The 15,197-nt window shown below is 72.4% G+C and carries 12 protein-coding genes; 5 read left to right on the forward strand and 7 right to left on the reverse strand.

Going from position 1 to position 15,197, the window contains the following annotated elements:
• Positions 1-22: 22 nt before the first annotated feature.
• The 3 genes from ACSMTC_RS29590 to ACSMTC_RS29600 form a co-directional block, all read right to left on the reverse strand.
• Complete coding sequence (locus ACSMTC_RS29590) at positions 23-1,105, reverse strand: sugar ABC transporter substrate-binding protein (RefSeq protein WP_436562783.1); 1,083 nt, start codon at positions 1,103-1,105, stop codon at positions 23-25.
• A gap of 211 nt (positions 1,106-1,316) precedes the next feature.
• Positions 1,317-1,730 (reverse strand): cupin domain-containing protein, encoded by a 414-nt coding sequence (locus tag ACSMTC_RS29595; RefSeq protein WP_436562784.1) that lies wholly within the window; start codon positions 1,728-1,730, stop codon positions 1,317-1,319.
• Between the two features lie 121 nt (positions 1,731-1,851).
• A complete protein-coding gene (locus ACSMTC_RS29600; RefSeq protein ID WP_436562785.1) occupies positions 1,852-2,817 on the reverse strand; it encodes an EamA family transporter in 966 nt (321 codons plus the stop codon).
• Positions 2,818-3,076: 259 nt separating this feature from the next.
• Between ACSMTC_RS29600 and ACSMTC_RS29605 the strand changes: the two genes are divergently transcribed.
• Both ACSMTC_RS29605 and ACSMTC_RS29610 read left to right on the forward strand, forming a co-directional pair.
• Complete coding sequence (locus ACSMTC_RS29605) at positions 3,077-4,567, forward strand: lipase maturation factor family protein (protein WP_436562786.1); 1,491 nt, start codon at positions 3,077-3,079, stop codon at positions 4,565-4,567.
• A 235-nt stretch (positions 4,568-4,802) separates the two neighbouring features.
• Complete coding sequence (locus ACSMTC_RS29610) at positions 4,803-6,800, forward strand: hypothetical protein (RefSeq protein ID WP_436562787.1); 1,998 nt, start codon at positions 4,803-4,805, stop codon at positions 6,798-6,800.
• A 142-nt stretch (positions 6,801-6,942) separates the two neighbouring features.
• Here ACSMTC_RS29610 and ACSMTC_RS29615 read toward each other — a convergent pair whose 3' ends face one another.
• The 3 genes from ACSMTC_RS29615 to ACSMTC_RS29625 form a co-directional block, all read right to left on the reverse strand.
• Complete coding sequence (locus ACSMTC_RS29615) at positions 6,943-8,874, reverse strand: putative Ig domain-containing protein (protein ID WP_436564842.1); 1,932 nt, start codon at positions 8,872-8,874, stop codon at positions 6,943-6,945.
• A 554-nt stretch (positions 8,875-9,428) separates the two neighbouring features.
• Positions 9,429-9,863, reverse strand: a complete 435-nt coding sequence (locus ACSMTC_RS29620) for a nucleoside deaminase (RefSeq protein ID WP_436564843.1) — start codon at positions 9,861-9,863, stop codon at positions 9,429-9,431.
• Positions 9,864-10,044: 181 nt separating this feature from the next.
• Positions 10,045-10,761, reverse strand: coding sequence for a maleylpyruvate isomerase family mycothiol-dependent enzyme (locus ACSMTC_RS29625; RefSeq protein WP_436562788.1), 717 nt, complete (start codon positions 10,759-10,761; stop codon positions 10,045-10,047).
• 135 nt (positions 10,762-10,896) lie between these two features.
• Here ACSMTC_RS29625 and ACSMTC_RS29630 point away from each other — a divergent pair, with 135 nt between their 5' ends.
• On the forward strand, positions 10,897-12,162 hold the full coding sequence (locus ACSMTC_RS29630) for a cytochrome P450 (protein ID WP_436562789.1): 1,266 nt from the start codon (positions 10,897-10,899) through the stop codon (positions 12,160-12,162).
• A 203-nt stretch (positions 12,163-12,365) separates the two neighbouring features.
• Here ACSMTC_RS29630 and ACSMTC_RS29635 read toward each other — a convergent pair whose 3' ends face one another.
• Positions 12,366-12,623, reverse strand: coding sequence for a Prokaryotic metallothionein (locus ACSMTC_RS29635; protein ID WP_436562790.1), 258 nt, complete (start codon positions 12,621-12,623; stop codon positions 12,366-12,368).
• 167 nt (positions 12,624-12,790) lie between these two features.
• Here ACSMTC_RS29635 and ACSMTC_RS29640 point away from each other — a divergent pair, with 167 nt between their 5' ends.
• Together ACSMTC_RS29640 and ACSMTC_RS29645 are read left to right on the forward strand one after the other, a co-directional pair.
• Positions 12,791-13,096 carry an antibiotic biosynthesis monooxygenase family protein gene (locus ACSMTC_RS29640; protein ID WP_436562791.1) on the forward strand — a complete coding sequence of 102 codons (306 nt, stop codon included), beginning with the start codon at positions 12,791-12,793 and terminating at the stop codon, positions 13,094-13,096.
• A 193-nt stretch (positions 13,097-13,289) separates the two neighbouring features.
• On the forward strand, positions 13,290-15,092 hold the full coding sequence (locus ACSMTC_RS29645) for an NAD-binding protein (RefSeq protein ID WP_436562792.1): 1,803 nt from the start codon (positions 13,290-13,292) through the stop codon (positions 15,090-15,092).
• Positions 15,093-15,197 lie beyond the last annotated feature (105 nt).

Raw genomic sequence — 15,197 nt, forward strand, 5'->3', positions numbered from 1 at the left:
GCCGGCTCGGCCGGGGCCGCTCCTACTTGAGCCCGGCCGAGCTGCAGGCCTCCGCGTACTTGTCGTTGCAGATGTCGGAGACCTTGTAGAGGCCGCCGGCGATCACGGTGTCCGCGACGTTCTGCTTGGTCACGACCACCGGGGACAGCAGCGTGGAGGGGATCCGGGTGCCGTCGCTGATGGTCACCGTGGTGGCCACCGAGGTGACGTCCAGACCCTTGAGCAGGTAGACGGCGAGATTGGCGGCGGCGTCCGTCTCCTGCCGGAACGGCTTGTAGACGGTGTACGCCTGCTCACCGGAGATCACCCGGCGGATGGCGTCGAGCGAGGCGTCCTGCCCGCCGACCGGGACCTTGATCCCGGCGGACTGGAGCACACCGATGATCGAGGCGGCCATGCCGTCGTTGGCGGCGTAGACCGCCTGGAAGCCGTCCTTGCCGAGGCGCTGGATCGCCTCGGTCATCTTCTGGGCGGCGAGTTCGGGCTTCCATTCGCCGGACTGCTCGTAGACGATCTTGTTGACCTTGCCGTCGAGCACCTTGTGCGCGCCGGCCTTGAACTGGGCCGCGTTCGGGTCGGCGGCGGCACCGTTGATCATGACGACATTGGCGCTGGAGGCCTTGTCCTTGAGCGCGTCCAGCAGGGCCTGCCCCTGGAGCTCGCCGGCCCGCTCGGAGTCGTAGCCGACGTAGGCGGTGACATCCCCGCTGGCCAGCCGGTCGTACGAGATGACCTTGGTGCCCTTGGCCTTGGCCTCCTGGACCCAGGAGGCCGTGCCCTTGCCGTTCACCGGGTCGAGGATGATGACCTTGGTGCCCTTGCTGACCATGTCGTCGAACTGCTGCTTCTGGGTCTGCTCGCTGCCCTCGGCATTGGCGTAGTCGAGCTTGCACTTGGTGCACAGACCGGTGATCGCCGCCGCGATCTGGGGCTTGTCGAACGACTCGTACCGGGTGGACGAGGCCCTCTCGGGCAGCAGCAGACCGACGGTCTGGCTGCCGCCCGAGTTCGAGCTGCTGCTGTCCTGGCCGCCGCAGGCGGTCAGCGACAGCGCCATCGACGCAGCGGCGGTGCCGACGATGATCCGACGCGTCATAGCGTTCATGCTGGGTGGTGCCTCCCTGAGAGCGCCGCACCGTCGCGGCTGAGGGGGGGAGTCAAGCGGCCGCGCCGAGTTGGCGTCAAGAATTAAACCACCAGAATGAGGCTGGTCGAACGTGGGACCACTTTGTGAAGAATCCATGCGGATAGGTGGGGCGAGTCGGACACACTCCCGTCAGGTGTTCAACGAATAAATCGGTGAATCAATGAGCCGCTCAGCCGACGAGGTTCGTCTCCCAGGGGCCCTGCTCGGGCCGGGCCTCGTCGTCGTCCTCCGGCCAGGGCGGCATGGTGACGGCCGTCAGCCGCAGCGGCACGGAGTCCGGGTCGGCGCGGAACTGGAAGGCGGTGCCGAGCGGGACGGTGACCACGGTCCCCGGCCGCAGCCCGGTGATCTCCTCGCGGCCGTCCTGGCGGCGCCAGATCTGCCCGGTGCCCTCGGTGACCTGCCAGATCTCCTGGACGGTGGCGTGTGAGACCGCCGCAGTGACCCCGCCGGGCGGCAGCTCGAACTGGGCCATGCTGCCCTGGCCCGCGAGTGCCGCCAGCGGCCGGACCCTCGCGCCGTCGGGGGCGCGGACCACCGCCGCGCGCTCGACGCTCCAGGTCCCGAATGCGGGGTGGTCCATCGGTTTTCCCTCCGAATCTCGAAACCGCCTCCTGGGGCGGTTTCTGCAGCGGTTTTCTCAACGGTGATCAGAGTCAGCGATATGACTACACGTCAATATGCTCACTCCGGTCACTGTTGACTCATCGTTCGCTGCGGACCACCAGGAAGACTCCGCCCACCACGATCGCCCCGCCGAGCATGATCGGCCAGCTGAGCGGCTCGGAGACGATCAGCCAGCCGAGGAAGACGGCCACCACGGGGTTCACATACGCATAGGTCGCGACCAGCGGCAGCGGGGCCGACTGGAGCAGCCAGGCGTACGCGCTGAAGGCGATCAGCGAACCGAAGACGATCAGGTAGCCGAGTGCCAGCCAGGAGCCGGTCGAGACGGCCGACGGGTCCAGGTGGTGCAGCTCGCCCTTGGCCGCCGCGACCGGCAGACAGGCCAGTCCGCCGGCCAGCATCTCGTACACGCTGGCGGTGAGCGGGTTCCCGGGCAGCGGCAGCCGGCTCGCCAGGAACGAGCCGGCCGACCAGGACAGGGTCGCGCCGATGACCGTGAGCAGCCCGGCCAGCTTCACCTCGCCGCTCAGCCCCGGCACCGTCAGCACCACGAGTCCGAGCAGGCCGACCAGTACGCCTGCGATGGTGACCGCCGGGGTGTGCTGACCGGAGGCACGGCGCAGCAGCACCACCCAGAGCGGTACGGCCGCCACCAGAAGGGCGGCGAGCCCGGACGGCACCCCCGACTGCTCCGCCAGCACCACCAGGCCGTTGCCGCCGAGCAGCAGCATCACCCCCACCAGCGCCGCCGACCCCAGCTGGCGGGCGCTCACCCGCAGTACGGAGGGCCCCTGCCGCCCCGCCAGCAGGAGCGCCAGCAGCAGTCCCGCCACGACGAAACGGGCGGTCGCCGAGAGGAACGGCGGGATGGTCTCGACGGCTATTCGGATCGCCAGGTAGGTGGAGCCCCAGACGACGTAGACGATGGCGAGCGCGGCCCAGGTGGTGCCGCTGATCCTCGGACGGGCGGTGTCGGAGCCAGGCGCGAGCAGCTCGGGGGCGCTGGAGTCGGAGGGACGGGACTGCCCCGGTGCAGCGGTCATGAGTATCTCCCGGTATTGGTGCTGTACAAGGTATGGCATCACAGCCGGGACGGCGGACGCGAGGGGATATGACGTCCCGTCGGGGATCCGTCCGATGCCGGAAGGGGGCGCCTGGCGCTCCGCCCGGGGGTACGGACTGGACCGTGCGCCGGGTCCGCCGAGTGGTTGAACCCGGCGCCGCCCGCCGCCCGCCGCGGCCCGCCCCGGGACCGGCGAGTGGTAGGCATGACCCCCGGAAGGCGTGGGAGGAGCAGCCGGCGTGGAGTGGTTCGCGGCACCCGAGTACTGGCTCGGACGGCTGGTCTTCCAACGGCTGGTCGCCGCCCTCTACTTGATCGGCTTCCTGGCCGCCGTCAGCCAGTTCCGCGCGCTGATCGGCGAGCGCGGCATGCTGCCCGTGCCGCGCTTCACCGCCCGGGTCCCGATGGAGCGTTCACCCAGCCTGTTCCATCTGCACTACTCCGACCGCACGTTCGCCGCCGTCTGCTGGACCGGCGCCGCGCTCGCCGCGGCGGTCCTGGCCGGCGCGGCCGACCTGGTCCCGCTCTGGGCGGCGGTGCTCGGCTGGCTGCTGCTCTGGGTGCTCTACCTCTCGATCGTCAACGTCGGCCAGACCTGGTACGCCTTCGGCTGGGAGTCGCTGCTGCTGGAGTCGGGCTTCCTGGCCGCCTTCCTCGGAAACGCCCGGATCGCGCCGCCGGTGCTGATCCTGTGGCTGCTGCGCTGGCTGCTGTTCCGGGTCGAGTTCGGGGCCGGGCTGATCAAACTGCGCGGTGACCAGTGCTGGCGCGATCTGACCTGCCTGAACTACCACCACGAGACACAGCCGATGCCGGGGCCGCTCAGCTGGTTCTTCCACCACCTGCCCGTACCGCTGCACAAGGCCGAGGTGGCCGCCAACCACTTCGTCCAACTCGTCGTCCCCGTCTGCCTCTTCCTGCCCCAGCCGATCGCCAGCACCGCCGCCCTGCTGATCGTGGTCACCCAGCTCTGGCTGATCACCTCCGGCAACTTCGCCTGGCTCAACTGGCTGACCATCGCCCTGGCGCTCTCCGCCGTGGACACCACCTCGATCGCCCGGCTGCTCCCGGTGCCGACGCCGCCCGCCCTGCACCCCGGACCGCTCTGGTTCCAACTTCCGGTGCTCGCCGTGACGGTGCTCTTCGTCGTCCTCAGCTACTGGCCGGCCCGCAACCTGGTCTCCCGCCGCCAGCTGATGAACCGCTCGTTCAACCGGTTCCATCTCGTCAACGCCTACGGAGCGTTCGGCTCGATCAACCGGATCCGCTACGAGGTGGTGGTCCAGGGCACCAGCTCACAGGAGCTCGGCCCCGGCGTGCAGTGGCGCGAGTACGCCTTCAAGGGCAAACCGGGTGAGCTGAGGCGCCTGCCGCGCCAGTTCGCGCCGTACCATCTCCGGCTGGACTGGCTGATGTGGTTCGCCGCGATCTCCCCCGTCTACGGCCGCCCCTGGTTCGCCGCCTTCGTCGCCCGGCTGCTGGTCAACGACCCCGACACACTCCGCCTGCTGCGGCGCAACCCGTTCCCCGACGAACCCCCGCGCTATGTAAGGGCGCTGCTCTACCACTACCGGTTCACCGACTGGCGCACGCTGCGCACCACCGGCGCGTGGTGGGAGCGCACGCCGGTACGGGAGTACCTTCCTCCCGTGACCTACCGTGATCTGGCGTTCCTGGTGCCGCGGGCGGCGAAGCCCGCCCGGCACCGACCGGCGCCGGGGGAACCGTGAACCGCGGCGAGCCCGCCGCGCACCGGGCCGCCGAGCCCCCGAACCGGGAGAAAACCGGCGGCCGCGTGCGCCAACGGGGTGTGTCACCTCAGGTCGCAGCGGACCGGGTGCGTGCATGCCTCGAACGCCCACCCGTATCCTGGTCGCCCGCGCCGGGCACCGCGCTCCTCCCGCCCGCGCCGCCGGACGATGCCCGTCCCGTCCCTGACTGCCCTGCCACGAACCGGACATCACCATGACTGTGCGTTACCAGAACGACACCGAGCCCGCGCCGGCGGACGACCCGGCGGCCACCACCGACACCGGGACCCGGCCGAATCCGCGCGAGGACCTCGGCCGGTACGCCGAACTCGGCGGCTTCACCGTGACCGCCGACACCCACCCCTGGTACGCGGCCTGCGAAGCCATCGGCAGCTCCGAGGACGCCCGCGCCGCCTCCACCGTCCTCGCCGAGCTGCGCAGCCGGGACGTGCCGGCCACCCGAGCCGCCGTCACCGCGCTGGTGGCCCCGGGCGGCCTGGGCGAGCCGGACAGTGTGGTCGCCCTCGGCCTGGTCATCGGCGTCCTGCGGCGTATGCAGGACACGTCCGCCAAGCTCAGGCCCGAGGCGTACGACGCCGACCTGGCGGCGCTCGCGGCGGCGACGGCGGGTTCCCGCTGGCGCAAGGAGCAGGGCGTCAGGCTCTCCTGGGGCCGGCGCCGGGCCCTGCGCGCCCAGGCCAGGCAGCTGGCCGCCGGCGGCCGCACCCGGCGGGCCGACCTGCACGAGGCGCTGGCCGCGGCGGCGGCGGAGCGGGCCGACTGGACGGCCCTCGCGGGCTCCGCTCCGGCCGACCCCGCTCGGAAGGTGCGGCCGGTCGTCCCGGTCGACGCGACCCGGCTGGCCGAGGCCGCGCAGGCGGTGGAGGCGCTCACCGAGGCCGTCCGCGCGCTCGGAAGGCTGCTGCCCGGACGCGACCTGGAGCAGGCCCCGCTCGGCGAACTCACCGAGCTGGTCGACCGCCTGGCCGCCGACGAGGGCACCCTCTACCGGCTGCCGACGCTGCGGGCGCTCCGTGCGGAGCTGCACGGCGCCGGGCTCGCCGAGCTGTACGAGGAGCTGGCGGAGCGCCAGGCCGACCGCGAGGCCGCCCTCGCCGCGTACGACCGCCGCACCGGTGCCGCCGACACCGCCGACGGCGGTGTGGAGGCGGCCCGGCAGGCGCTCGCGGCCGGGCCGCGTACCGAGAGCGATCCCGGTGCGGAGGAGGCCGCGGCAGCCGAGGCGGCTCCGGTCGTCGAGGTGGAGATCCCGGCGGCACGGCCGGAGACCGTGATCGAGGCTGACGCGGTCGAGCCTGCGCCCGAGGCTGAGGTCGAAGTTGAGGCCGTGGTTGTGGCCGTGGCGGCGGAGGTCGCGCCCGCGCCCGCGCCCGAGGCTGAGGTTGAGGCCGAGGCCGAGCAGGCTGAGGTCGTGGCAGAGGTTGCCGAGGCTGCCGTCGTGACCGAGGAGCCCGAGGCCGGCGTCCCGGCCGGGGCTGATGTCGCGGTCACCGAGGAGCAGACCGAGGCCGAGCCTGAGGCCGTCGCGCCCGAGCCTGAGGTCGCCGCCGAGAGCGAGATCGCATCGGTCGCTGAGCCTCAGCTGGAGGCCGAGCCGGTGACCGAGCCTGAGGCCGTCGCCGAGGAGGCGGCGGAGGCCGTCGCGCCCGAGCCTGAGGTCGCCGCCGAGAGCGAGATCGCATCGGTCGCTGAGCCTCAGCTGGAGGCCGCGCCGCTGGCCGAGCCTGAGGCCGTCGCCGAAACCGAGGCCATCGCGCCTGTGGCCGAGCCCGAGGCGGCACCGGCTGCCGAGGCCGAACCGATGGCGGAGCCCGAAGCCGCCCCGGAGCTGACCACCGAGCCCGCCCCTGTCGCCGAGCCTGAGGCCGTCGCCGAGCCCGCCCCCGTCGCCGAGGAGGCGGCCGCCACCAAGGCCGAGCCGGAGACCGCGTCCGAGCCGGAGACCGCGTCCGAGCCGGAGCGCCCCAAGCGGGTCCGCCGTCCGAGGAAGCCCTCGCTCACCGCGGGTCAGCCGATCACCGCCTACACGCCCGGGGAACTCCGTTCCCTGGTCCGCTGGATCGACGGCGACGGCGTCGAGCGCACCGATGACGAACTGCTCCGGGCCGCCATGAAGGAGCTCGGCTTCGCCCGCCTCGGTCCCCGGATCAAGGAGGCGCTCGGCGCGGCCGTCGCCGAGGCCCGCGGCTGACGCGCCCGTACAACCGCCGTCAGGGGCGGCCGGATCCCCCGCTCACCGAGCGGGGGATCCGGCCGCCCCTCGTGCTGTCCGCGTGCGCCGGCGCCGGGACCGCTCACCGAGCGCGGGCGCGTCCAGCTGAGGCGGCGCTGGGTCAGGAGACGTTGAGCGCGGTGTCGTCGATGACGAAGCTGGTCTGCAGCGAGGAGTCCTCGGTGCCGGTGAACTTGACGGTCACCGACTTACCCGCGAAGGAGGAGAGGTCGAAGGTCTTCTGGACGTAGCCGGTGTTGGCGTCGGCGTTGGAGTAGGTGGCCAGCGTGGTCGAGTTGGCCTGGACGGTCAGCGTGTCGTACGCGGTGCTGCCGGTCTCGGCGGTGTCGACGTGCAGCCAGAAGCTGAAGGAGGCCTTGCAGCCCGCCGGGATGGTCACGGTCTGCGAGAGGGTGTCGGTGTGGGTGGTGCCGTAGCCGTCCAGCCAGGCCTTCCAGCTGCCGGAGTGGGCGGGCTCGCTGCTGGAGTTGTCGATGACACCGCTGGTCGCGGTCCACGGCGAGGCGCTGCCGGTCTCGAAGCCGGGGTTGCCGAGCAGCTGGGCGCCGGTGCAGCCGCCGGAGGAGCCGGTGACCGTCCAGGTGAAGGCGGCCGAGCCGCTCGCGTTGGTGGAGTCGGTCGCGGTGACGGTCACGTTGTAGGTGCCCGCGGCGCTCGCGGTGCCGGTGATCAGGCCGGTGGTGGAGTTGACGGACAGTCCGGTGGGCAGCCCACTCGCGCTGTAGCGGAGGGTCTGGCCGGAGGCCGAGTCGTGCGCGGAGAGCTGCAGGCTGACCGAACCGCCCTGTGCGGTGGTCTGGTTGCCCGGGTTGCCGACCGTCACGGTGTTGCCGCCGGTGCTGCCGCCGGAGGTGAAGGCGGCGGTGCCGTTCGGGGTGCCGAGGCCGGTCGGGCCGTCGTAGCCGGCGCCGGCCGTGCAGAGGTACGACGGCGAGCAGCTGCCGTTGGCGCCGCTGGTCACGTCGTTGAGCGCGGAGGGGTGCGCGTACGGGTACGAGGCCGGGTAGCCGCCGGCGGCGGGGGCGCCGGCCAGCGCGTACACGCTCGCGATGATCGGCGAGGAGGCGCTGGTGCCGCCGTAGACCGCCCAGCCGCTGCCGCCGTAGGTCTGGTAGACGGCCAGGCCGGTGGCCGGGTCGGCGACCGCGGAGACGTCGGCCACGGTACGCATCGAGCAGCCGCTGTCGGTCTGCCAGCTCGGCTTGGGGTCGTCGGCCGAGCAGCCGGAGCCCGCGCCCTCGCCACCGGAGCTGGAGCCCCAGACCGACTCGCTCCAGCCACGCGCACTGGAGTCGCGGTTGAGCGTGGTGCCGCCCACCGAGGTCACGTACTGGGAGGCCGCCGGGTACTCCACGCCGTAGCCGGAGTCGCCGGAGGAGACGGTGATGGCGACACCGGGGTGGTTGAAGTAGCTGCTGTCGGAGCTCAGGTCGGTGGAGTCCTCCGCGGCACCGTAGCTGTTGGAGACGTACTTGGCGCCCTGGGCGACGGCCTCGTTGACGGCCGCGCCGAGGTCGCTCATGTTGGCGCTGCTGGCCTCGACCAGCAGGATGTGGCAGTTGGGGCAGATCGCGCTGACCATGTCGACGTCGAGCGAGATCTCCCCGGACCAGCCGGTGTCGGCGGTCGGGTAGTTGCTGCCGCCGTTCTGGTCGATCTTCTTGAAGCAGCCGTTGGCGGTGGTGCAGGCGGGCAGGTTGTACTGCGTCCGGTAGGTCGCCAGGTCCGACTCGGCGTTGGGGTCGTCCTGGGCGTCGACGATGGCGACCGTGGTGCCCGATCCCGCCGTGGCGGACGGGAGGTTGTAGGCGGAGGCGAGGTCGCTCGGTCCGTAGCCGGACGGTGTGGCGTTCGGCGCGAGGGACGGCTTGGCCGCGATGTCGGTGCGGGCCAGCGCGAGACAGGCCATCTCGCCGGGGTGGCTCGGGGCCGCGCACAGCCGCTTGGTGTGGACGGCCGGGGACGGCGTGCCCGCGGTGGCGGTCGCACTCGGGGCGGAGACCGCGAGCAGGCCGGTGGCGGCCATCGCCATGGCGGGCAGGGCGGCGAGGAGTCTGCGCGGTCGCGGCAGGCGCGGACCGGTGGGGGAGTGGAAGCGCAAGGGTCGACCCTCCGTGGGGGCGAGGGGACGCGGCCGCCCGGCGTGGGGTCGCTGCCGGTGCGGGCTCGTGCCCGTGCTGACGGTGCTCGGCATGTGCTGAGCGGCTGCGGCTGTTCGGCCGCGTGCCGTCGACGCGCGGTACAGGTGCCGCGCGATCAATGTGCGTGCGCGGTACGGAAGTTGCGCTGAAGGGAGTTGCGCTGAAAGCGAGGTGCACCGTGAAGGGACGGTGCTGTGAAAGGGTGGTGCTGCGTGGGGGATCCGGTGCCGGTGGCCGGCGCATGGCGTACGGCTCGGCTCGCCAACGGACGCGCCGCGTACGGCAGCGCCAGGATGGCGTGACCATGACGTTACTGACGGGTCGTGGGTCGGGACAAGGCCGGGCGCGCAGCCTTTACCGCTCCTTGCCCATCAATTTCCCGCCGAAAAGGGGCAGTTGGCTCATGCCACGGGCAAGTCCGCCGACCCTCCGGCGAAGCCGCAGGTCAGGCGGTCGGCCCGCCGATGTCCTCGGCCCAGAGCTCGGGCCGGGCGGCGATGAAGGCGGTCATCAGGCGGACGCACTCCGGGTCGTCCAGCAGTGTGATCCGTACGCCGTGCCGGGCCAGCCAGTCCTGGCCGCCGGTGAAGGTCCGGGACTCGCCGATCACCACGTGGCCGATCCCGAACTGCCGTACCAGGCCCGAGCAGTACCAGCAGGGCGAGAGCGTGGTGACCATCGTGGTACGGCCGTAATCGCGCAGGCGGCCCGCCGCGCGGAAGGCCGCGGTCTCGGCGTGCATGGACGGATCGCCGTCCTGGACCCGGCGGTTGTGCCCCCGGCCGAGCACCTCCCCGCCCGGCCCGAACAGCGCCGCTCCGATCGGGATACCGCCCTCGGCGAGCCCGGTCCTGGCCTCCTCGATCGCGACCGCCAGCATCTGCTGTGGATCCACCGCCGCACCTCGCCCACATCCGCGACCGGCCCCGTGGCCGCCTGCCTGGACGGTATCCCAGGCGGACTGCCACGGGGCGGAGCAGGCGTCGAAGCGGAGCAGGGCCGGGTGCTCCGCCGCCGCCACCCGGCCCCGCGGACCGGCGCACCGCCTGGCCGGGCGGCGGTCAGCCCCGCCGGAAGGCGCCCAGGAACAGCTTCAGCGCCTCCGGGTCGCCGAAGGTCTCCAACTGCTCGGGGGTGCGGCGCTGCCAGAGCAGGAGCAGCAGGTCGGAGGCGCTGCCCCGGACGGCGGCGGCACCCTTGCCGTGCTCCTCGCGCAGCTGCCAGGCTCCGTCCACCGCGCGCAGCGACCACTCGCCGGGGCCGTCCGTGGCGTGCAGGTGGAGCCCGGCCTCGGGGAGGCCGGCCGGCGGGGTGCCGCCGAAGTGGGTGAGGAACTCGGCCACGCCGTCCACCGCCAGCCCGCGCTCGACCGGCTCGTCCCGGCCGGTGGCGGCCAGCCCGTCCCAGGCGTGGACGGCGGTCTCCTGCGCCATCCTGCGCTGGATGAAGCCGGCGTCCTTCCGGTCGGACCAGGTCCAGCGGGGCAGCTCCGGGTCGAGCCGCTCCAGGGTGGCCGCGCACCGCTCCAGGGTGCCGGCGAACCAGGCGAGCAGGTCCTCCTCGGCCGGGCGCCCGGGCTCGACGTACTCCTCGTGGCCGGCCAGCTCGCCACCGGCGATCCCGGTCCAGAAGGTGTACACCTCGCCGGTGTGCCAGACCAGGTCGGCGACGCTCCACTCCGGGCAGCTGGGTACGGGCAGGGCGAGGTTTCCCGCGGCGGCCTCGGCCAGGCGGGCGCCGTCGCGGCGGAGTGCGGACGCGTAGTCAGTTCGGTTCATAGGGGCAGACGTTATCGGGTCGGTAGGACAGTGCCGGTGAAGGCGGTTTTCCTGCGCCGTCATATCATTCGCAACGAAAATCCTTATGGCGCAGGGAATTTGACATCCAGTAGATCACTGAACGATAACTTCCGCATGAGCGCACCGGCGGGCACCGCCTCGGACACCGGCCACCCACTCGGTGGGATCGACCCCGCCCATCCGGGGTTCTGGAGCCTTCCGGTCCGGGAACGGACCGCCGCCTTCGCCCGGCTGCGCGCCCTCGACCGGCCGCTCTTCTGCACCGACCCGCGTACCGGCCGGGGTTTCCACGCCCTGGTCCGGCACGCCGACGTGGTCGCCGCCAGCCGAATGCCCGAGGTCTTCATCAGCTCCCCCGGCGTCACCACCCCCGAGCCGGCCCGCTGGGTCCGCGTGCTGTTCGGCGACTCGATGGTCAACCTGGACGACCCCCGCCATGCCGACCTGCGCCGGATCGTCTCCCGGGCCTTCACCCCCCGCCTGATCGCCAGGGTCGAGGACGACATCCGCCGGGTCGCCGGACGGATCGTGGACGACGTGCTGGCCCGCCGCCCGGACGACTTCGTGGCAGCGGTCGCCGCCGAACTGCCCTACCAGGTGATCTGCAACATGATGGGCATCCCCGAGCGGCAGCGCCGCCGGATCCTCCAGCAGGTCAACCGCGCCTCCGAGCACACCGGAGTGGCCCGGGGCCGGCTGCGCGTACCCGGACGCGGCCTGCGCGCCCTCGCCCGGATGCAGTCCGTCATCGCCGCCCTCGGCCGGGAGCGGCGCCGCCGGCCCACCGACGACCTGATCTCCGCCCTGGTCACCGCCGACGTCGACGGAAGGCGGCTCAACTCCCGTGAACTGGGCGCCTTCTTCTCCCTGCTGCTGGTCGCCGGGGTCGAGACCACCCGCAACGCGCTCGCCCACGGGCTGCACCTGCTGACCGGCCACCCCGACCAGCGCGAACTGCTGCTCTCCGACCTCGACGCCCACCTCGGCGGCGCGGTCGAGGAGATCGTCCGGTACTCGACCCCGATCATCCAGTTCCGCCGCACCCTGGCCGCCGACCACCGGCTCGGCGGCGCGCCGCTCGCCAAGGGCGACAAGGTGGTCCTGTTCTTCGGCTCGGCCAACCGCGACGAGGCCGTCTTCACCGACCCCGAGGTCTTCGACATCACCCGCTCACCCAACCCGCACCTCGGATTCGGCGGCGGCGGACCGCACTTCTGCCTCGGCGCCCACCTCGCCCGCCAGGAGATGAAGGCCCTGCTGCACGAGCTCTACACCCGGCTGCCCGACCTCCGCTCGGTCGGCGAACCCGAGTTGATCCCCTCCAGCTTCGACCACCGGGTCGGATCGCTGCGCTTCACCTTCACCCCGCCGGGCCACTGAACCGGCCATGCCCTGTCCGGCGCCGTCCCCACGGACGACCTTGCCCATCGACTACGACCCGGCACCCTCGGTCGGGCCCGTGGGATCCACATCGAGTACTGCGGCCGGTGGGAGCCGCAGGCCTGACCGGTCCGTCGCGGGAGGCCCCGCACAACTCGCCCCGCCACGACGGCCGGGCCCGTGCGGACGGCCGGTGTATCCGCTCAGGCGGGGTGGGCGCCGACCGCGTCCCGGATCTGCTCGCCCAGGCCGCCGTCGCGGCGGGCGCAGTTGGCGCAGCAGAAGAACTTGCCGGAGACCTCGACCCCGTGCCCGACGATCCGTACCTGGCAGTACTCGCAGCGGGGCGCCAGCTTCTCCATGGCGCACTCGAAGCTGTCGAACACGTAGCTGTCACCGGTGATCGTCCGGACCTCGAAGGCCAGCCAGTAGTCGTTGTTGCACACCACGCAGATCGCCATGGGGAGTGTCCCCTTTCCCTGTCTCGATCCGTTTCCCGGGCCGGTCCGGCCGGGCGTCTTCTGAGTCTCGGGCGGGTCCGGAGCACCGGCAATCGGCGCGCGGCCGAACGGACCTTTGAACCGGTCCGCGCGCGGATAATGGGAACACCCCTCGCGAGGAGGCAGCCATGATCATCAGAATCTGGGAGGCGCAGGTCACGCCGGAACGGGCCGACGAATTCTGCGCCAAGCTCGCCACCGAGGTGCTCTCGGGGCTGGACCGGACCGACGGCTTCGGGGGAGCCGAGCTGATGCGGTCCGTGACCGACACCGACCACCGGATCATGGTGATCAGCCGCTGGCGGGACGAGGCGGCGGTACGCGCCTACGCGGGGCCGATGTGGCGGATCCGCCCGATCTGGGCCGAGGGCGAGTTCGGCTATCTCAAGCACCCGCCGACCGTCTCCCACTTCGCTCCGGTCGGATTCGACTGAGCACGTCCGCCGCCGGCCGGTACGTGCCGCTCCCCTCCGAGCCGCCGGCCAGCGCGGACGGCGCTCCCGGCCGCACGGCCGCCGGTGGCCGCCGGGGTGACACCCGGCGCCTCAACCCCGGCCCGGGGCACCCGGGTTCGACCGGTCATCCGGTGCTCACCCGGATGTCGGCTCGGATCAGTACACTCCGACGATGACTCAAGAAGGGCGGGGGAACCCTCAGGTCGAGCCTTCGGGCGAGCGGTTCACGGGCCACTACGTGGTCTGCGGCGGGAACGCGCTCGCACACCGGCTGATCCGCGAACTCATCGAGCAGTACGACGTCCAGGTGGTGGCCCTGGTCCCGGACCTCACCCGGGACCACGGCCCGCAGATCCTGCGAATAGCGGGAGTCTCGGCCGTACTGGAGCATGCGACCATCACCGACGAGGCGCTGCGCGCCGCCGGGGTGGACGGCGCCCGGGGCATCGCCCTGGTGGACGCCTCGGACCAGGAGAACATCCACGCCGCGCTGAACGCACAGGGCCACAACCCCGGAATCCGGGTGGTCCTGAGGATGTTCAACCAGCGGCTGGGCGAGCACATCGAGCAGCTGCTGGACAACGGCTCGGCGCTGTCCGGCTCGGCCACCGCCGCGCCCGCCTTCGCCGCCGGTGCCCTCGGGCGTCCCAACTCGGTGAAGGTGGGCGACCGCTACCTCTACGTCGCGTACGACGAGGACATCCACGCCAACCAGATCTGCGTGGTGGCGGACCGGATCGACCGGCAGGACCTGAGCCGGCTGCGGCTGCTGCCCGACACCGCCGGGCGGGCGGCCGAATTCATCGAGCTGGCCCGGCGGTTCGGCGAGGAGGGGCCGATAGAACTGGGCTCGCGCGCGGACCGTGCCGAGCGGCGGGACTCCGGCGGGATCGCCGCGCTGCAGACGCTGACCAGCGAACCGCCGCTGGCCATCGGGTGGTTCACCAGGCTGCGCTGGGGAGTGCTGGACGCGCTGCGGTTCTTCACCAGCGCCCGGCTCCGGCTGGTGCTGATCACCGCCCTGGTGGCGGTGCTGATCGGCGCGGTGGTGATCTGGTACTACACCGGAAGCCTCCCCTGGGCGGTCTACTTCACCCTGCTGGACATGGCGGGCGCCGCCCAGCCGGACCAGCCGGGTGTGGTGGTGCCGGGAGCGCTCTGGCAGCGGGCGGCCCAGGTGGTCGTCACCTTCTGCGGGATCACCTTCGTCCCGGTGCTCACCGCGATGGTGGTGGACGCGCTCTCCACCGGGCGGCGCGGCCTGCCGAGGGCGCCCGGCGCGGGCATCCGGGACCACGTCATCGTGGTCGGCCTCGGCAACGTCGGCACCCGGGTGGCGACCCTGGTGCGGGAGGCGGGGGTGCCGGTGGTCTGCGTCGAGCGGGACCCTCAGGCCAGGGGTATCGCGGCGGCCCGGGCCCTGGGGATCCCGGTGGTGGTCGGCGACGGCTCGCTGGAGAACCAGCTGCTGCGGGCCCGGGTCAGGTACAGCCGGGCGGTGGTGGCGGTCACCAGCGACGACGCGACCAATCTGGAGGCGGCGCTGGAGGCGCGGGCGGCCCGCCGCGAGGTGCGGATCGTGGTCCGGCTCTTCGACGACGACTTCGCCCAGCACGTCTACGCCACCCTGGGCAACGTGGCCTCCCGCTCGGTCTCCTACCTCTCCGCCCCCGCCTTCGCCGCCTCCCTGATGGGCCGGGACGTGCTGGGCACCCTCTCGGTCTACCGGCAGGTGCTGATGATCGCCGAACTCGCCGCCGAGGAGGGCAGCGCGCTGGTCGGCCAGAACCTGCACGACATCGAGGACCCGGGCGGCGTACGGGTGATCGCCGTACGGCTGGCCCGCCGCCCCGAGGACTACCAGTGGAACTACGCGGACTGGGCGAGGCGGCTGGTGCCCGGCGACCGCATCGTGGTCGCCGCCACCCGGGCCGGTCTGGCCCGCATCAACGCCCTGGTCCCGCTGGACGGTTAGGGACCGTCCGGCGGACCACTCCAGGCGCGCGAGGCGGATCACGCCGGGCGCGCGAGGCGGCGCGCGGGCGCCGGTCCGCGCCGTGACGGCTCGCCCGGGCCGTGG

Source organism: Kitasatospora sp. HPM-01-4 (assembly GCF_051374625.1).
Lineage (GTDB): Bacteria > Actinomycetota > Actinomycetes > Streptomycetales > Streptomycetaceae > Kitasatospora.